Source organism: Kitasatospora sp. NPDC058218, assembly GCF_042882445.1.
Lineage (GTDB): Bacteria > Actinomycetota > Actinomycetes > Streptomycetales > Streptomycetaceae > Kitasatospora.
In genome coordinates this window covers 193861-211216 of sequence record NZ_JBHVWC010000004.1, presented here as the reverse complement: position 1 = coordinate 211216, position 17356 = coordinate 193861, and the positions used below count along the sequence as shown (strand labels likewise).

Genomic DNA, 17356 nt, shown 5'->3' with positions numbered 1-17356 from the left:
AGCCCCCGCAGCGCCGCGAGGCGCCGCCGCAGCCCGCCCCGCGCGAGGCCGCGCCCGCCCGCGAGCCGCGCCGGCGCAGCCGCAACCGGATGTACATCCCGGGCCTCGGCTGTCTCAAGGGCTGTCTGATGGTGCTGCTGGTGCTGGCCGTGGCGGCGGTGGCGCTGTGGAACTTCACGCCGCTGCCGCAGTACTGGGCCGACGTGCAGGACTGGTTCAGCAGCGCGAGCGACTGGGTGGGCAATATCGTCGGCAGTTCCAAGAACTGACCGCGGTGGCCCGGCGCCGTGCCAGGGGCCGGGCCCGGCGGCAACATTGACGCTTTGTCGACAATCCGCGAGATTTCTCGCCCGCCAGTGCCCGCCGAGCGCCCTCAGGCGGCCCGCGAAGGGTGTCGGGGCGCGTAGGTTGGTCGCTGTTGTCCCGCCCCACCGAGCGCACCGGACCCTGCCCGTGCGCTCCCGCCGCCCACGGAGCAGCATTGGCACGCAAGATCGGCAGCCGCTACACCGTCCACCAGGTGATCGGCCGGGGTTCCGCCGGGACGGTCTGGCTCGGTGAGGGCCCGGACGGCCCGGTCGCGGTCAAGCTGCTGCGCGAGGACCTCGCCGCCGACCAGGTCCTGGTCGGCCGCTTCGTCCAGGAGCGCGCCGCCCTGACCAGCCTCGACCACCCCCGGGTGGTCGGCGTGCGCGACATGGTGGTCGACGGCAGCGACCTCGCCCTGGTGATGGAGCTGGTCCAGGGCACCGACCTGCGCTCCCGGCTGGAGCGCGACGGCGCACTCGCCCCGCAGACCGCCGTCTCGGTCATCGCCGACGTCGCCGACGGCCTGGCCGCCGCGCACGCCGCCGGCATCGTCCACCGCGACGTCAAGCCGGAGAACGTCCTGCTCGACCTCGCCGCCGCCCCCGGGCCGGGCGGCGCCCCGCGCGCCAAGCTGACCGACTTCGGCGTGGCCCGCCTGGTCGACGCCCCGCGCCGGACCCGCGCCACCCGGATCATCGGCACCCCCGACTACCTCGCCCCCGAGATCATCGAGGGCCTGGAGCCGCGCGCCGCCGTCGACATCTACGCCCTCGCCACCGTGCTCTACGAGCTGCTGGCCGGCTCCACCCCGTTCGGCGGCGGCCACACCGGCGCGGTGCTGCGCCGCCACGTCACCGAGCAGGTGCCGCCCGTCCCCGGCCTGCCCGACGGCCTCTGGCGGATCATCGCCGAGTGCCTGGCCAAGGCCCCGGCCTCCCGGTTGCGCGCCGCCGAGCTGGCCGCGCGCCTGCGCGAGCAGCTCCCCGCGCTGGCCGGACTGCCGGTGCTGGCCGTCCCGCAGCAGGGCAGGGCCCCGGCCGAGGAGCAGCTGACCCCCGGCGAGGCGGTGTACGCCGAGGTGGACGCCGGCCCCGGCACGCACAAGCGCCGCCGCGGCCCGGCCGTCCCGCTGGTGCCCGGCGTCGCCCCCGACTCCACCCGGGACACCCACACCAGCCTGCGCCGCCCCTCCGCGCAGGAGCTGGCCTCCTACGCGGCGGAGTCCCGGGCCCAGCGCACCGCGCCGGGCGCCGCCCACCGCCGGGACCGCCAGGCCCTGCTGCGCCGCCGCCGGCTGCTGGCCGTCCTGCTGGCGACCGTCCTGCTGCTGGCCGGTGCGGCCGCCGCCTGGACCGCCTTCGCGGCCACCGCCCCGGAGGGCGGCCAGGCCCCCCGCCCGGTCGTCCACTCCGCGCCGCCGCGGGCTCCGTAGGAGGGCGGACTACCCCGGTGTCGTCCAGTGCCCCCCCGGAACCATTACCCTGGGTGCGTGGCAGCCGTCGATCCTTCCGAAGAGCTCAAGAACCTCGACACGACCATGGGGTCGATCGAGGCAGTCCTCGACCTGGACAAGATCCGGGCCGACATCGCGCGTCTGGAGGAGGAGGCAGCCGCCCCCGACCTGTGGGACGACCTCGCGAACGCGCAGAAGGTGACCAGCCGGCTCTCCTTCCTCCAGGGCGAGCTGCGCCGCGTCGAGGGCCTGCGCGGCCGCATCGACGACCTGGGCGTCCTGTTCGAGCTCGCCGAGGCCGAGGACGACGCGGACACCCGCGTCGAGGCCGAGCAGGAGCTCGGGTCCCTCAAGAAGGCGGTCGAGGAGCTGGAGGTCCGCACCCTCCTGTCCGGCGAGTACGACGCCCGCGAGGCACTGATCAACATCCGCGCCGAGGCCGGTGGCGTGGACGCCGCCGACTTCGCCGAGCAGCTGATGCGCATGTACCTGCGCTGGGCTGAGCGGCACGGGTACCCCACCGAGGTGTACGACACCTCGTACGCGGAGGAGGCCGGCATCAAGTCCGCGACCTTCACCGTGAAGGCGCCCTACGCCTACGGCACCCTCTCGGTCGAGCAGGGCACCCACCGCCTGGTCCGCATCTCGCCCTTCGACAACCAGGGCCGTCGGCAGACCTCGTTCGCCGGTGTCGAGGTGCTCCCGGTCGTCGAGCAGTCCGACCACGTCGACATCGACGAGTCCGAGCTGCGGATCGACGTCTACCGCGCCTCCGGCCCCGGTGGCCAGGGCGTCAACACCACCGACTCGGCGGTGCGCATCACGCACCTCCCGACCGGTGTCGTGGTCTCCTGCCAGAACGAGCGCTCGCAGATCCAGAACAAGGCGTCCGCGATGAACGTCCTCCAGGCCAAGCTGCTGGAGCGGCGCCGCCAGGAGGAGCGGGCGGCCATGGACGCGCTCAAGGACAGCGGCAGCTCCTGGGGCAACCAGATGCGCTCCTACGTGCTGCACCCGTACCAGATGGTGAAGGACGTCCGCACCGAGTACGAGGTCGGCAACCCGCAGGGCGTGCTGGACGGCGACATCGACGGCTTCATCGAGGCCGGCATCCGGTGGCGCAAGCAGCGCGAGACCGCCGCGCAGTAACCACCGACAGCAGTGCGAAAGGCCCCCGACGGAACTCCGTCGGGGGCCTTCTCGCTGTCGGTGGTGGCTCAGGCCAGCGCCTGCCGGGCGATCAGCGCCACCGCGATCAGCCCGGCCAGCAGGGCAAGCAGCAGGGCGGGGGAGAGCGCGGCGAACGGACCCTGCTGCTCCTGCAGCCGGGCACGGTTGGCGCGGCACACGGGGCAGCGGCCATCGCTCACGCGGCCGTTGCAGTTGGCGCACACCAGATGGTCGCAGGTCATGCGATCTCCTCCTCGCTGCTACTGCCAACGCACCGGACGGGGCTTTGGTTCCTGTTCTTGCCCTGTGCGGGGGAGCGGCCGACCCCGGCCACCACCTCCACTCTGCCAGGTTCCGGCCGTTCCGGCCCCCGGGCTGTGAGATGCCTCCCAATTTTCGGGGCATAACCGGACATTGTCTCCCAGGGTTCGACTTCCGTCCCGGACCGACCCTGCGAGCCGGTCGCCGGTTCGCGTATGGTCCCAAGCCGGGAGCAGCCCTTTCCGCTCCCTCCGCCCGCCCCCGGGCCGGGCGCCCGGGGTGGATCGACCGAGGACTGGCGCCGCCTAGGATGGCCTCCGTGATGCAGCCGTGATCAGATTCGACAACGTCTCCAAGACCTATCCCAAGCAGAACCGTCCCGCCCTGGACAACGTCTCGCTGGAGATCGAGAAGGGTGAGTTCGTCTTCCTGGTCGGTTCGTCCGGCTCGGGCAAGTCCACCTTCCTGCGCCTGTGCCTGCGCGAGGAGCGCCCCAGCGTCGGCGAGGTGCACGTGCTGGGCAAGGACCTCGGCAAGCTGTCCAACTGGAAGGTGCCGCACATGCGGCGCCAGCTGGGCACGGTCTTCCAGGACTTCCGACTGCTGCCGAACAAGACGGTCGCGCAGAACGTGGCCTTCGCCCTCGAGGTGATCGGCAAGCCCAAGAGCGCCATCAACAAGGTGGTGCCCGAGGTGCTGGACCTGGTCGGCCTCGGCGGCAAGGAGGACCGCATGCCGGGCGAGCTCTCTGGTGGTGAGCAGCAGCGCGTCGCGATCGCGCGCGCGTTCGTGAACCGCCCGATGCTGCTGATCGCGGACGAGCCCACCGGCAACCTCGACCCGCAGAACTCGGTCGGCATCATGAAGCTGCTGGACCGGATCAACCGCACCGGCACCACGGTCCTGATGGCCACGCACGACCAGGCCATCGTCGACCAGATGCGCAAGCGCGTCATCGAGCTCGACAAGGGGCTGCTGGTCCGCGACCAGGCCCGCGGCGTCTACGGGTACCAGCACTGATCCCGTAGGCCGCCGGCCCGTCTCGCCCGACCAGCAACCGACCCTGGAGTTGTTACACGCATGCGCGCCCAGTTCGTCCTGTCGGAGATCGGTGTGGGTCTCCGCCGCAACCTGACGATGACCATCGCGGTCGTCGTCAGCGTCGCGCTCTCCCTCGCCCTCGCCGGTGCCTCCCTGCTGGTTCGTGACCAGGTCAACTCCATGAAGGGGTACTGGTACGACAAGGTCGAGGTGAGCATCTACTTCTGCACCAAGTCGGATGCCCGCAACTCGCCGCAGTGCCAGAACGGCGCGGCCACCGACCAGCAGATCGCCGAGATCAAGACCCAGCTGGACAAGATGGACTCGGTCGTCCAGTCCTCCACCTTCGAGGACTCCGCCGAGGCGTACAAGCACTGGAAGGAGATGAACCCGGACAACCCGCTCATCTCCGTCCTCGGCCCGGAGGCCATCCCGCAGTCCTGGCGGGTGAAGCTGAAGGACCCGACCAAGTACGACGTCATCCAGAGCGCCTTCGCGGGCAAGCCCGGCGTGAAGTCGGTCGAGGACCAGCGCAAGATCCTGGAGAACCTCTTCGGCCTGCTGAACGGCCTCCAGACGGCGGCCTTCGTGATCATGGTGCTGATGCTCTTCGTGGCGTTGCTGCTGATCGTCAACACCGTCCGGGTGTCCGCGTTCAGCAGGCGGCGCGAAACCGGCATCATGCGCCTGGTCGGTGCCTCGAACTTCTACGTCCAGATGCCGTTCATCGCCGAGGCCGCGTTCGCCGCGCTGCTCGGCGCGGTGATGGCCTCCGGCCTGCTGCTCGGCGGCCACTTCTTCGTCCACAGCTGGCTGGCCGACCGGGTGCAGTTCATCCACTTCATCGGGCTCGGCTCGGTGCTGGCGGTGATACCGCTGCTGGTGGTGGTCGGCATGGGCATGGCCGGCATCGCGGCGTTCTTCACCCTGCGCAAGTACCTCAAGGTCTGACCCCGACCCCGCACGGCCCCGACGGCCCCGGACGGCACTGCGCCGTCCGGGGCTGTCGGCGTTTCGCCGTCGGCCGATCCGGCCCGCCGTGCTCCGCACTGCGCCTACACTCCGATGCCATGCCCGAAACTCCGCGCAGAGCACGTCAGGCGGCCACCCTCAGCCTGGTGTTCGGCGCCGTGCTGCTGGCCGGGGCCGCGACCGGCGCCTGGGGCGACCCGGCCGGACCGCGCCGCCACGCCTCCGCCGACGCGGCCCCGGCCGCCGTCGCCACGCTGTCGGCCGGCCAGGACCCGGCCGGCGCCGCCCTCTCCGAGCAGCAGGCCGAGCACCTGATCGGCGCCAACGGCGACCGCTGGGGCGCCTACTACAGCGCGCAGGAGTACGCCGAGTTCAGCCAGGGCCTGGACGGCCGCTACCTCGGGGTGGGCCTGTCGGTCGGCCGCGGCCAGGACGGCGTCACCACCGTCTCCCAGGTGCAGCCGGCCGGTCCGGCCGCCGCCGCCGGGATCGCCGTCGGCGACCGGTTGCTGCTGATCGGGCCGGACCGGGCCGACCACCTGCCGGTCACCGAGGTGGTGGCCCGGCTGCGCGGGCGCGAGGGCGAGCGCCAGGTCGGCTCCGAGGTCACCCTGGCCGTCCGGCGCGGCGACGGCGAGGTCCGCGAGGTCCGGCTGCGGCGGGCCCTGCTGGACAGCCAGCAGGTCGCGGTCGAGCGCCTGGACAAGGGGGTCGTGCGGATCACCGTGCGGGCCTTCACCAGCGGCGTCGCCGAGCAGGTGCGGGCCGCCGTGCACGGCGCCCACGGGGTGGTGCTCGACCTGCGGGGGAACTCCGGCGGACTGGTCGAGGAGGCCGCCGGGACGGCCGCGGTGTTCCTGGACGGCGGCCCGGTCGGCTCCTACCGGGAGCGCGGCGGGACCCGCGAGCTGACCGCCCCGTCCGGCGGCGACCAGCGCACCCCGCTGGTGGTGCTGGTGGACGGCGGCACCATGAGCGCCGCCGAACTGCTCACCGGCGCCCTGCAGGACCGCAGCCGCGGTGTCGTGGTGGGCGGCCGGACCTTCGGCAAGGGCACCGTCCAGCAGCCCAGCCGGCTGGCCGACGGCGCGGTGCTGGAGCTGACCGTCGGGCGCTACTACACCCCCGCCGGCCGCTCCCCGGAGGGCGTCGGCCTGGTGCCCGACGTGCCGGCGTCCGGCACCGAGGACGCCGGCGCGCTGGCCCTGCGGGTGCTCGCGGGCCTCGGCACCCGGACCTGAGGCGCGGCGGGTAAAGGGGCTGCTCGCCACCGCGTCGAGGTGCGAGAATGGCGACGCTATGGCAAAGGAAACCGGACACAAGCTGATCGCGCAGAACAAGAAGGCGCGACACGAGTACACCATCCTCGACACCTACGAGTGCGGTCTCGTGCTCACCGGCACCGAGGTCAAGTCACTGCGCGAGGGGCGGGCCAACCTGGTCGACGGCTATGCCTACATCCAGAACCACGAGGCGTGGATCGACAACGTCTTCATCCCCGAGTACACGCAGGGGACGTGGACCAACCACGCCGCGCGGCGCAAGCGCAAGCTGCTGCTGCACCGGCTGGAGATCCACAAGATCGAGGCCAAGGTCCGGGACGCGGGCCACACCCTGATCCCGCTCTCGCTGTACTTCAAGGACGGCCGGGTGAAGCTCGAACTGGCGCTCGCCGTCGGCAAGAAGCTGTACGACAAGCGCCAGACGCTGCGCGAGAAGCAGGACACCCGCGAGACGGCCCGCGCCGTGGCGGCCGCGCGGCGGCGTCAGAGCTGACCCCCGGCCACGCCGGGGTTAATCCGCTGGACCCTCGCAGGCCGCCTCGCGTACTATGGCGCCAGCACCACGGACGGCCACCGTCCGAGTTGTTTCTCAACAAAACATGGGGATGATCGGTTTCGACAGGGGAAGTCGAAACAGGAGAAGCGAGCCGAGGAACGCGGCAATGATCTCGTTAACCATCTGTCGCAAACAAATAATCGCCAACTCTAAGCGCGATTCCCAGCAGTTCGCTCTCGCTGCCTAATAACAGCTAAGAGTGCTTGGGTGTCAGACCGGGGAGTTCCCGACCCGGACCCTGGCATAATCTAGGGAACTCAACCGTCCACCCGGGCTGCGGGGGTGGAGGGGAAATCAAACAGCAGCTGGGCCTGTTGGCGGCTTGTCCGCGTGACTGCCAGGGCCGAGAAACTCACAGCGGACTGCGCTCGGAGAAGTCCTGAATCCACTCCACTGGACCCGGGTTCGATTCCCGGCATCTCCACCACCCCATGTTTGACGATCGAAGGCCGCCCACCGCTCAGCGGAGGGCGGCCTTCGTGCGTCCGGGCCCCTCCGCCGGTCGCGTCCCGAACCCTCCCCCCGCGCCGCAGCCCGGCCCTGGTGCGGCGCGGGGGACAGGCGGGGGCGTAGGATTTTCCGTCCGCTCGTTTCGCCGAGCCGGACCCCATCCATCGCAGGACGTACGTCAGGGGGCTTCTTGGGCGAGCACGGCTCCACCCAGTACTCCGCCGCAACCACCGAGGCCATGCAGAGCAACACGGACACCACCGCCGTCACCGATTCCGAGACCCTCCGCGAGCGCGAGATCGCCGGGGAGCAGCGGCACCTCGACACCGTCTACCACCGTCTGGAGGAGAAGCTCGCCGAGGCCGAGTACATCCTGGAGGACGCCGCCAAGCGCGTGCAGGTCGGCACCCCGGGCGCGCTCGCCGAGCGCGACGCCCAGGTGTACCGGGCCGGCGCGCACCTGCAGCGACTCAACAACGAGTTCGAGGACTTCCTCTTCGGCCGGATCGACCTCCAGCGGGCCGACGCGCCGGAGGAGCACGGCATTCCCTCCAACACCCCGCTCGACCCGGCCGACCCGGCCGTCGCCGAGACCCTGCACATCGGCCGGCTCGGGGTGCTGGACGCCGAGTACGGCCCGCTCGTGATCGACTGGCGGGCGCCGGCCGCGGCGCCGTTCTACCGCTCCACCCCGCTGGAGCCCGGCCGGGTCGTCCGCCGCCGGGTGATCCGCTCCAAGGGCCGCCGGGTGATCGGGGTCGAGGACGACCTGCTCCGCCCCGACCTCACCCCCACCCTGGACGGCCGCGAGCTGGCGGTGGTCGGCGACGGCGCGCTGATGGCCTCGCTCGGCCGGGCCCGCAGCCACTCGATGCGCGACATCGTCTCGTCCATCCAGAAGGAGCAGGACGAGGTGATCCGCGCCGCCGCGGCCGGGGCCACCCTGGTCACCGGCGGCCCCGGCACCGGCAAGACCGCCGTCGCCCTGCACCGCGCCGCCTTCCTGCTCTACCAGGACCGCCGCCGCTACGCCGGGGGCATCCTGGTGGTCTCCCCGACCCCGCTGCTGGTCTCGTACACCGAGGGCGTGCTGCCCTCGCTCGGCGAGGAGGGGCAGGTCGCGATCCGCGCGGTCGGCTCGCTGGTGGACGGCATCGAGGCGGGCACCTACGACACCCCGGAGGCGGCCCGGATCAAGGGCTCGGCCCGGATGACCCAGCTGCTGCGCCGGGCCGCCCGCGCCGCGCTGGAGCTGGGCGCGCCGCAGGAGCTCAAGGTGGTCGCCCGCGGCGAGGTGCTGCGGCTGGACGCCGGCCGGCTGAAGGCCGTCCGCGGCAACGTGATCGGCTCGGGCGGCACTCCGCTGAACCTGCTGCGCCCGCGCGCCCGCAGGCTGCTGCTGGACGCGCTCTGGCAGGAGGCCACCCGGCACCTGCCCAGGCCGGCCGACCACTACGCCCGGGAGCAGCGCCAGGAGGAGAAGGAGTCGTTCGACGACTACGTCTCGGACGAGGCGCCGTTCCTGGAGTTCCTGGACGCCTGGTGGCCCGCGCTGAGCCCGCGCCGGGTGCTCGGCACGCTGAAGCAGAGCCGGCACACCAACCGGATCGCCCGCCGTGCCGTCACCCCGGAGGAGGCCAGGGTGCTGGCCGGCTCCTGGCGGCACCTGTCCGAGCGCGGCGAGGGTGAGCTGTCGGCGCACGACGTGGCGCTGGTGGACGAGCTCCAGGTGCTGCTCGGCGAGCCGGCCCGGACGAGGGTGCGTGAGGTCGACGCGGTGGACCTGCTGAGCGGGCTGGACGAGGTCACCACCTTCGCCGACCGCAACTCCAGACAGCGGGAGCGGGTGCCGGTGGAGCGCACCGAGTACGCGCACATCATCGTGGACGAGGCGCAGGACCTCACCCCGATGCAGTGGCGGCTGATCGGCCGCCGCGCCCGGATGGCCACCTGGACGATCGTCGGTGACCCGGCGCAGTCCTCCTGGCCGTTCCCGCAGGAGGCGCAGGCCGCGTTGGACGAGGTGCTGGCCGGCAAGCCGCGCCGCCGTTACACGCTGACCGTGAACTACCGGAACCCGGCCGAGATCGCCGAGGTGGCGGCCAAGGTGCTGGCGCTGGCCGCCCCGGGCACGCCCTCGCCGAGCGCGGTGCGCCACGTCGGCGTGGAGCCGCGCTTCGCGGCCGTCACCGACCCGTCGCCCCGGGCGTTCGGCGCGGCGGCCCGGGCCGAGCTGGAGCGGCTGCTGGCGGAGGTGGACGGCACCGTGGCGGTCGTCGTGCCGATGGACCGCCGGGCCGAGGCGGCCGGGTGGATCGAGGGTCTGGGCGCCCGCGCCGTGGCGCTGGGCAGCCTGGAGGCCAAGGGCCTGGAGTACGACGCGACCGTGGTGGCCGACCCGACCGGGATCGCCGGCGAGTCGGAGGCCGGGCTGCGGGTGCTCTACGTGGCGCTCACCCGGGCGACCCAGCGGCTGACGGTGCTCTCCGGTCCGGACGACCTGCCGGACGCGGCCGGCGTGCCCGCGCTGCTGCACGGCTGACCGACCGTCACCGTGCCGGAGCACGAAGAAGGCCCCTCACCACCGGTGAGGGGCCTTCAGACGTTGATGACACCGACCCGCCATGCTCGCCTCGCGGCAAGTGGTCCCTCGAAGGGACGAAGGTTGGGCCCGGGGGCTTGGATCGAGCCGGTGTCCCGTCCAATGTAACGCATCTGCCCGGTGAGGCAAGAAGTTGTCGAGTCCACACACTCAATGAACGTTATTTCTGGCTTCACCCTGGTAGGTGCGACGATCGAGGTCTAGCATGCGCAGGCGAAGGGCTTCAACATTCTGTTGAAGCAGCTGACCGGACGGAAGAAGGAAGCGTCGATGGCGACGGTGCCCAGTGTCTCCAACTCGATCACGGTGCGGCTGGAGGTCCCGGCCAGGGGCAACGCCGTCAGTGCGATCACCACGGCGGTCGAGTCCTCCGGCGGCTCGGTGACCGGCCTCGACGTCACCGCCTCCGGCCTGGAGGCCCTGCGGATCGACGTGACGGTGGCCGCGTCCTCGGTCGCGCACGGCGAGGAGATCGTCGAGAAGCTCCGCGCGATCGACGGAGTGTCGATCGGCAAGGTCTCGGACCGAACCTTCCTGATGCACCTCGGCGGCAAGATCGAGATGTCCTCGAAGCTCCCCATCCGCAACCGTGACGACCTGAGCATGATCTACACCCCCGGTGTCGCCCGGGTCTGCCTGGCGATCGCCGAGAACCCCGAGGACGCCCGCCGCCTCACCATCAAGCGCAACAGCGTCGCCGTGGTCACCGACGGCTCGGCGGTGCTGGGCCTGGGCAACATCGGCCCGGCGGCCGCGCTGCCCGTGATGGAGGGCAAGGCGGCCCTGTTCAAGCGCTTCGCCGGCATCGACGCCTGGCCGATCTGCCTGGACACCCAGGACACCGACGAGATCGTGGCCATCGTCAAGGCGATCGCGCCCGGCTTCGCCGGCATCAACCTGGAGGACATCTCCGCGCCGCGCTGCTTCGAGATCGAGGCCCGGTTGCGCGAGGCCCTGGACATCCCGGTCTTCCACGACGACCAGCACGGCACCGCGATCGTGGTGCTGGCGGCGCTCACCAACGCGCTCAAGGTGGTCGGCAAGGAGATCAGCGACATCCGGGTGGTGATGTCGGGCGCCGGCGCCGCCGGTACCGCGATCCTCAAGCTGCTGCTGGCGGCCGGTGTCGAGCACGCCACCGTCGCGGACGTCCGGGGCGTGGTCCACCAGGGCCGTGAGGACCTCAACGACTCGCTGCGCTGGATCGCCGAGCACACCAACCGCTCGGGCCGCACCGGCAGCCTCAAGGAGGCCGTGGCGGGCGCCGACGTCTTCATCGGCGTCTCGGCCCCGAACGTGCTGGACGGCGACGACCTGGCCACCATGGCCGAGGACGCGATCGTCTTCGCGCTGGCCAACCCGGACCCGGAGGTCGACCCGGCGATCGCCCGCCAGACCGCCGCGGTGGTCGCCACCGGCCGCAGCGACTTCCCGAACCAGATCAACAACGTCCTGGTCTTCCCGGGTGTCTTCCGCGGCCTGCTGGACGCCCAGAGCCGGACGGTCAACACCGAGATGATGATCGCCGCCGCCCGCGCGCTGGCCACCACCGTCGCGGACGACGAGCTGAACGCGAACTACATCATCCCGAGCGTCTTCCACAAGGACGTCGCCAAGACGGTGGCCGCCGCCGTCCGGGACGCCGCACTGGCCGGCGCCCAGGAGGACCCGGTGCCGTCCCGGCCGACCCCGGGCATCGTGGGCACGCTCGACACCTCGTCCTTCCCCGTCGTCAAGCTCTGACGGAGGTCTGCGACAGGTGTCGCGGATCGGTCAAATGACCGATTAGCGTCCCTACCCACCCAAGTCCGCCCCGAACCCTTGCGACACAAGGGCGAGGGGCGTGTTTGGGCTTGTCGTGCCTAGGGCGTACGGTAGCCCTGCACGGGGCAGGCGTGTCCGACAAGTACGGAACGTCCCCCTGGTCTTCCGGCGCGTCGTCCCGACCGCCGCCCGCGCCCGGTCCGCCGGAGCCGACGGAGCGTCACACCTCCGGCGGGCGGGCGTTGTTCGGGTGGCACGGCCGGGGCCCGATTGGCTTTCTCGGGGCCGGTCGGGGCAGGATTCGTATCCAGGCAGGCAGACGGGCCTTCGAGGGCACCGACCGCGGCACAGGGTGCGAACCCGGCCCGCGACCACGCATTGCCTGAATGAGCACAGTGTGCGGACCTGCGGCCTATCCGGGTGCCCCCGGAGGGAGCACCGATGGGCCCCCGTACACCGCAAGCGAACAGACCACAGGAGTACACATGAACCGCAGTGAGCTGGTGGCCGCGCTGTCCGAGCGCGCCGAGGTGACCCGCAAGGACGCCGACGCCGTTCTGGCCGCCTTCGCCGAGATCGTCGGCGAGGTCGTCGCCAAGGGCGACGAGAAGGTCACCATCCCCGGTTTCCTGACCTTCGAGCGCACCCACCGCGCTGCCCGCACCGCCCGCAACCCGCAGACCGGTGAGCCGATCCAGATCGCGGCCGGCTACAGCGCCAAGGTGAGCGCGGGCTCCAAGCTCAAGGAAGCCGCCAAGGGCGCCTGAGCAACCCCTTGAACGCCGAGAGGCCGGGTTCCCTTCGGGGAGCCCGGCCTCTCGCCGTGCGGCCGCCTCGCCGGCGGCCGCACGGTCAGGCGGTGACCAGCCGCTCGCTGGGCAGCTCGACGTGGGCGCCGAGGTCGCGCAGCTTCTCCATGAAGTTCTCGTAGCCGCGGTTGATCAGGTCGATGCCGTGCACGGTCGAGGTGCCCTCGGCCGCCAGCGCCGCGATCAGGTACGAGAAGCCGCCGCGCAGGTCCGGGATGACCAGCTCGGAGCCGATCAGCTTGGACGGGCCGGAGACGACCGCGGAGTGCTGGAAGTTGCGGGCGCCGAAGCGGCACGGGGTGGCGCCCAGGCACTCGCGGTAGAGCTGGATGTGGGCACCCATCTGGTTCAGCGCCCCGGTGAAGCCCAGCCGCGACTCGTACACCGTCTCGTGCACGATGGACAGGCCGGTCGCCTGGGTCAGCGCGACGACCAGCGGCTGCTGCCAGTCGGTCTGGAAGCCGGGGTGCACGTCGGTCTCCAGGGCGATCGCCTTGAGCTCGCCGCCCGGGTGCCAGAACCGGATGCCCTCGTCGTCCACCTCGAAGGCGCCACCGACCTTCCGGAAGGTGTTGAGGAAGGTCATCATCTCCAGCTGGCGGGCGCCGCGGACGTAGATGTCGCCCTTGGTGGCCAGCGCCGCGCAGGCCCAGGAGGCGGACTCCAGACGGTCCGGCAGGGCGCGGTGGTTGTAGCCGGAGAGCTCGTCCACGCCGGTGATCAGGATGGTCCGGTCGGTGCCCATGGTGATGATCGCGCCCATCTTCTGCAGCACGCAGATGAGGTCGACGATCTCCGGCTCGACGGCCGCGTTGCGCAGCTCGGTGACGCCCTCGCAGAGGACGGCGGTGAGCAGCACCTGCTCGGTCGCGCCGACCGAGGGGTAGGGCAGCTCGATCCGGGTGCCGCGCAGGCGCTGCGGGGCCACCAGGTAGGTGCCCTGCGGGTGCTTCTCGATGCTGGCGCCGAACTGGCGCAGCACCTCGAAGTGGAAGTCGACCGGGCGGCCGCCGATGTCGCAGCCGCCGAGGCCGGGGATGAAGGCGTGGCCGAGGCGGTGCAGCAGCGGGCCGCAGAAGAGGATCGGGATGCGCGAGGAGCCGGCGTGCGCGTCGATGTCGGCGACGTTGGCGCTCTCCACGTGGGAGGGGTCGAGGATCAGCTCGCCGTCCTCGTCGCCGGTGCGCACGGTCACCCCGTGCAGCTGGAGCAGACCGCGGACCACCTTGACGTCGCGGATGTCCGGGACGTTGCGCAGTCTGCTGGGGCCCTGCCCGAGGAGGGCGGCGACCATGGCCTTGGGGACCAGGTTCTTCGCACCGCGGACGCGGATCTCGCCTTCGAGCGGGTTTCCGCCGTGGACCAGCAGGACGTCGTCGGTCATCGTTCTCGCAATCCGGGGTGCCAGAGGAGTGGGTGCGGCTCCGGGGAGGGAGCCGAGCGGTGGACCGGTCGTACGGGCGCGCTCGGGCCCCCGGCGTGACCGAGTCGGCACCGTATAAGGGCGTCCACCATCAGTAGATGGTAGTAGGCGTATCGGTGGTTCCCGTTTGCCTCTCCCGTGATGGTGCTCTCTCGGGGTGGTGTTCCGCCCGCCGGTGCGTCCGTACGGGTGTTCGTGCGGGGGTCGGCGGCGGTGTCGGCGGGTGTCGGCGGGGTGTCGGTGGAGGTGTTCGCGCCGCGTGGTGAAGCTTCCTCGGCGGGCTTCGCGTTGAGGTGTCCGGCCCCGGTGGTTCTGCGGGATCATGTGAGACATGACGGCGGCCCATACGCGCGGAGGCCGGTCGCACACCGGCCGACTGCTCGTCGCGACTCCCGTGCTCACCGACCCGAACTTCGCCCGGGCGGTGGTGCTCCTCCTCGACCACGACGCCGAGGGGGCGCTCGGTGTCGTCCTCAACCGGCCGACGCCGGTGGAGGTGGGCAGCGTGCTGGACGGCTGGGGCGGCCTGGTCGGGCACCCGGCCGTGGTGTTCCAGGGCGGGCCGGTGGCGCTGGACTCGGCGCTCGGCCTGGCGGTGGCGCCGGGGGAGCCGGAGACCGTCGAGCCGCTCGGCTGGCGACGGGTGCACGGGGCGATCGGCCTGGTGGACCTGGAGGCGCCGCCCGAGGTGCTGGCCGGCGAGCTCGGGGGCCTGCGGATCTTCGCCGGGTACGCGGGCTGGTCGCCGGGGCAGCTGGAGTCGGAACTCGGCAGCGGCGCCTGGTACCTGGTCGACTGCGAGCCGGGGGACATCTCCAGCCCCGAGCCGGAGCGGCTCTGGCGCGCCGTGCTGCGCCGCCAGCGCGGCCCGTTGGCGCTTTTGGCGACGTACCCGGACGACCCCACGCTGAACTGACCGGCGGGCCGGGCGGGGGCCCGCCCGCGAGCACCCCGCCGGCCCGGTGGGCGGCGCCGGCGCCCGGACACTGGCCCGGTTTCCCGGGGCGCCCATAGACTTGGCACCCATGAGCACTCTTGAGCCCGAGCGCGGCCTCGGCACCGGCACCCTGGTCGAGCCCGTCCCGCAGGTGTCCCACGGGGACGGCGACCACGAGCGCTTCGCGCACTATGTCCAGAAGGACAAGATCATGGAGAGCGCGCTCTCCGGGTCCCCCGTGGTGGCGCTCTGCGGCAAGGTCTGGGTACCCGGACGCGACCCGAAGAAGTACCCGGTCTGCCCGATGTGCAAGGAGATCTACGACGGCATCGGCAAGCCGCAGGACGGCAAGGGCGGCGACGACAAGTAGCCCGGTCCGGGCCGGGCGGCTCCGCCGGGCGCGGTCGTGCACGGCGCCGCTGTGCAGCGCGCCGTTTTGCACCGCGCCGTTTTGCACTGTGCCGCATTGCGCAAAGTGGTCTATGCCAGTTGGCCCGACCGGGGGCAGGATGGCGCAATGGACCTCATTCCCGCCCCCTTGAGTTCCGTCCGCCTCCAGGACCAGGACTTCCCCCTCGACCGCAGCACCACCCTGACCGCGCCCCCGGCGCTGGCCGGCGCCGAGCGGTGGCTGCGCACCGCGCTGACCGCCGCCACCGGACTGCCGCTCGGCCCGGGGCAGCCCGGCGAGGGCATCGAGCTGGTCCACGACGGGACGCTGGCCGGTGAGGCGTACCGGCTCTCGGTGCGCCCCGGCCGCGCCGTGGTCACCGCCGGCGGCCCGGCCGGCGCGCTCTGGGGTGCCCAGACCCTGCGCCGGCTGCTCGGCCCGGACGCCTACCGCCGGGCCCCGCTGCGCGGCACCGGATGGGTGCTGCCCGGCGTCGACATCGAGGACGCCCCCCGCTTCGGCTGGCGCGGCGCGCTGCTGGACGTCGCCCGGCACTTCCTGCCCAAGGCCGACGTCCTGCGCTTCATCGACCAGCTCTCCGCGCACAAGCTCAACGTGCTCCACCTGCACCTGACCGACGACCAGGGCTGGCGGGTGGAGATCAAGCGCTACCCGAAGCTCACCGAGCTGGCCTCCTGGCGCGAGCGCTCGATGGTCGGCTACCGGTCCGGCCAGCGCCGCGACGACCGCCCGCACGGCGGCTTCTACACCCAGGACGACCTGCGCGAGATCGTCGCGTACGCGGCCGAACGGGCGATCACCGTCGTTCCGGAGATCGATCTGCCGGGTCACTCCCAGGCCGCCATCTCCGCCTACCCCGAACTGGGCAACACCGACGTGGTGGACACCGCGGCCCTGGGCGTGTGGACCGACTGGGGGGTGAGTCACAACGTGCTCAACCCCTCCGAGGGCACCGTCCGCTTCTTCGAGGGGGTGCTGGAGGAGGTCCTGGAGCTCTTCCCGTCCGAGTTCGTCCACCTGGGCGGCGACGAGTGCCCGAAGGAGCAGTGGAAGGACAGCGCCGCGGCCCAGGAGCGGATCCGGGAGCTCGGCCTGAGCAACGAGGACGAGCTGCAGAGCTGGGTGATCCGGCACTTCGACCGCTGGCTGGCCGAGCGCGGGCGCCGGCTGATCGGCTGGGACGAGATCCTGGAGGGCGGACTCGCACCCGGCGCGGCGGTCTCGTCCTGGCGCGGCTACGGGGGCGGGATCGCCGCCGCCGAGGCCGGGCACGACGTGGTGATGTGCCCCGAGCAGCACGTCTACCTGGACCACCGGCAGGCCCCGGGGGCGGAGGAGCCGATCCCGGTCGGCTTCGTCCGCACGCTGGAGGACGTGTACCGCTTCGAGCCGGTGCCGGCGCAGCTCGACGAGGTCGCGGCCCGCCGGGTGATCGGCACCCAGGCCAATCTGTGGAGCGAGTTCATGGACAGCGCCCGGGACGTCGACTACCGGGCCTTCCCCCGGCTGGCGGCCTTCTCGGAGGTGGCCTGGTCGGCGCTGCCCACCGACCCGGCCGAGCGCGACTACGCGGGCTTCGAGCGCCGGATGGAGTCCCACCGGGCCGTACTGGACGCGCTCGGCGTCGAGTACCGTCCGGTCGACGGTCCGCACCCCTGGCAGCGCCGCCCCGGGGTGGCCGGCCGCCCGATCGAGGGTCCGCCGCCGGCGGTCTGACCGGGACCGTCGGCCGGGCTCGGTGGCGCCCGGGAACTTCTGAGTGGTCATCCGACGTCAAGAACAGATGAACATCTGCTCCGGTCCGACTCGGGCCGGAGCAGATACCGCCCGGTATCCGTCCCAATCGGGCAGTTCCGTTCGCCCGTCCCGAAATGATCATCGAGCATTGTGTGCCAGAGTTGCCCAACCCGGCCC

The 17356-nt window shown here is 71.9% G+C and carries 14 protein-coding genes, 1 other RNA gene and 1 pseudogene; 14 read left to right on the top strand and 2 right to left on the bottom strand.

Annotated features, from left to right (window positions below; genetic code table 11):
• The 3 genes and pseudogenes from ACFVYI_RS04160 to prfB form a co-directional block, all read left to right on the top strand.
• Positions 1-269 (top strand): annotated as a pseudogene (locus ACFVYI_RS04160) (serine/threonine protein kinase); the annotation flags it as partial.
• Between the two features lie 212 nt (positions 270-481).
• A complete protein-coding gene (locus ACFVYI_RS04155) occupies positions 482-1741 on the top strand; it encodes a serine/threonine-protein kinase (protein WP_387881368.1) in 1260 nt (419 codons plus the stop codon).
• Between the two features lie 57 nt (positions 1742-1798).
• Positions 1799-2911 carry a peptide chain release factor 2 gene (gene prfB / locus ACFVYI_RS04150; RefSeq protein ID WP_387881366.1) on the top strand — a complete coding sequence of 371 codons (1113 nt, stop codon included), beginning with the start codon at positions 1799-1801 and terminating at the stop codon, positions 2909-2911.
• A gap of 68 nt (positions 2912-2979) precedes the next feature.
• Here prfB and ACFVYI_RS04145 read toward each other — a convergent pair whose 3' ends face one another.
• The gene (locus tag ACFVYI_RS04145) at positions 2980-3174 is read right to left on the bottom strand and encodes a hypothetical protein (protein WP_387881364.1); all 195 of its coding nucleotides are present in this window, start codon (positions 3172-3174) and stop codon (positions 2980-2982) included.
• 349 nt (positions 3175-3523) lie between these two features.
• On the opposite strand from ACFVYI_RS04145, the gene ftsE reads away from it, so the two are divergent.
• The 8 genes from ftsE (at position 3524) to ACFVYI_RS04105 (ending at position 12628) form a co-directional block, all read left to right on the top strand.
• Entirely contained in the window at positions 3524-4213 is a 690-nt protein-coding gene (gene ftsE / locus ACFVYI_RS04140) for a cell division ATP-binding protein FtsE (protein WP_184919059.1), read from the top strand.
• A 60-nt stretch (positions 4214-4273) separates the two neighbouring features.
• Positions 4274-5185 (top strand): permease-like cell division protein FtsX, encoded by a 912-nt coding sequence (gene ftsX / locus ACFVYI_RS04135; RefSeq protein ID WP_387881362.1) that lies wholly within the window; start codon positions 4274-4276, stop codon positions 5183-5185.
• 119 nt (positions 5186-5304) lie between these two features.
• Positions 5305-6447, top strand: coding sequence for a S41 family peptidase (locus ACFVYI_RS04130; RefSeq protein ID WP_387881360.1), 1143 nt, complete (start codon positions 5305-5307; stop codon positions 6445-6447).
• 58 nt (positions 6448-6505) lie between these two features.
• The gene (gene smpB, locus ACFVYI_RS04125) at positions 6506-6982 is read left to right on the top strand and encodes an SsrA-binding protein SmpB (RefSeq protein WP_360627779.1); all 477 of its coding nucleotides are present in this window, start codon (positions 6506-6508) and stop codon (positions 6980-6982) included.
• Positions 6983-7090: 108 nt separating this feature from the next.
• Positions 7091-7472, top strand: a transfer-messenger RNA (tmRNA) gene (gene ssrA, locus ACFVYI_RS04120).
• 261 nt (positions 7473-7733) lie between these two features.
• Positions 7734-10037 carry a HelD family protein gene (locus tag ACFVYI_RS04115; protein ID WP_387881391.1) on the top strand — a complete coding sequence of 768 codons (2304 nt, stop codon included), beginning with the start codon at positions 7734-7736 and terminating at the stop codon, positions 10035-10037.
• A gap of 330 nt (positions 10038-10367) precedes the next feature.
• Complete coding sequence (locus ACFVYI_RS04110) at positions 10368-11840, top strand: NAD-dependent malic enzyme (protein WP_387881357.1); 1473 nt, start codon at positions 10368-10370, stop codon at positions 11838-11840.
• Positions 11841-12346: 506 nt separating this feature from the next.
• Entirely contained in the window at positions 12347-12628 is a 282-nt protein-coding gene (locus tag ACFVYI_RS04105; protein WP_030059737.1) for an HU family DNA-binding protein, read from the top strand.
• Between the two features lie 85 nt (positions 12629-12713).
• Here ACFVYI_RS04105 and murA read toward each other — a convergent pair whose 3' ends face one another.
• Entirely contained in the window at positions 12714-14054 is a 1341-nt protein-coding gene (gene murA, locus ACFVYI_RS04100) for a UDP-N-acetylglucosamine 1-carboxyvinyltransferase (protein WP_380575637.1), read from the bottom strand.
• Between the two features lie 370 nt (positions 14055-14424).
• Between murA and ACFVYI_RS04095 the strand changes: the two genes are divergently transcribed.
• The 3 genes from ACFVYI_RS04095 (at position 14425) to ACFVYI_RS04085 (ending at position 17158) form a co-directional block, all read left to right on the top strand.
• Positions 14425-15009 (top strand): YqgE/AlgH family protein, encoded by a 585-nt coding sequence (locus ACFVYI_RS04095; RefSeq protein WP_387881355.1) that lies wholly within the window; start codon positions 14425-14427, stop codon positions 15007-15009.
• Between the two features lie 109 nt (positions 15010-15118).
• Complete coding sequence (locus ACFVYI_RS04090; protein ID WP_329487875.1) at positions 15119-15400, top strand: DUF3039 domain-containing protein; 282 nt, start codon at positions 15119-15121, stop codon at positions 15398-15400.
• Positions 15401-15547: 147 nt separating this feature from the next.
• Positions 15548-17158, top strand: a complete 1611-nt coding sequence (locus ACFVYI_RS04085) for a beta-N-acetylhexosaminidase (RefSeq protein ID WP_387881354.1) — start codon at positions 15548-15550, stop codon at positions 17156-17158.
• Positions 17159-17356 lie beyond the last annotated feature (198 nt).

What these genes read in the sequence shown, in the direction of transcription:
- ACFVYI_RS04145 (WP_387881364.1), bottom strand. Translation starts at nt 3,174, where the DNA reads ATGACCTGCGACCATCTGGTGTGCGCCAACTGCAACGGCCGCGTGAGC.
- ftsX (WP_387881362.1), top strand. Translation starts at nt 4,274, where the DNA reads ATGCGCGCCCAGTTCGTCCTGTCGGAGATCGGTGTGGGTCTCCGCCGC.
- ACFVYI_RS04130 (WP_387881360.1), top strand. Translation starts at nt 5,305, where the DNA reads ATGCCCGAAACTCCGCGCAGAGCACGTCAGGCGGCCACCCTCAGCCTG.
- smpB (WP_360627779.1), top strand. Translation starts at nt 6,506, where the DNA reads ATGGCAAAGGAAACCGGACACAAGCTGATCGCGCAGAACAAGAAGGCG.
- ACFVYI_RS04115 (WP_387881391.1), top strand. Translation starts at nt 7,734, where the DNA reads ATGCAGAGCAACACGGACACCACCGCCGTCACCGATTCCGAGACCCTC.
- ACFVYI_RS04110 (WP_387881357.1), top strand. Translation starts at nt 10,368, where the DNA reads ATGGCGACGGTGCCCAGTGTCTCCAACTCGATCACGGTGCGGCTGGAG.
- ACFVYI_RS04105 (WP_030059737.1), top strand. Translation starts at nt 12,347, where the DNA reads ATGAACCGCAGTGAGCTGGTGGCCGCGCTGTCCGAGCGCGCCGAGGTG.
- murA (WP_380575637.1), bottom strand. Translation starts at nt 14,054, where the DNA reads ATGACCGACGACGTCCTGCTGGTCCACGGCGGAAACCCGCTCGAAGGC.
- ACFVYI_RS04095 (WP_387881355.1), top strand. Translation starts at nt 14,425, where the DNA reads ATGACGGCGGCCCATACGCGCGGAGGCCGGTCGCACACCGGCCGACTG.
- ACFVYI_RS04090 (WP_329487875.1), top strand. Translation starts at nt 15,119, where the DNA reads ATGAGCACTCTTGAGCCCGAGCGCGGCCTCGGCACCGGCACCCTGGTC.
- ACFVYI_RS04085 (WP_387881354.1), top strand. Translation starts at nt 15,548, where the DNA reads ATGGACCTCATTCCCGCCCCCTTGAGTTCCGTCCGCCTCCAGGACCAG.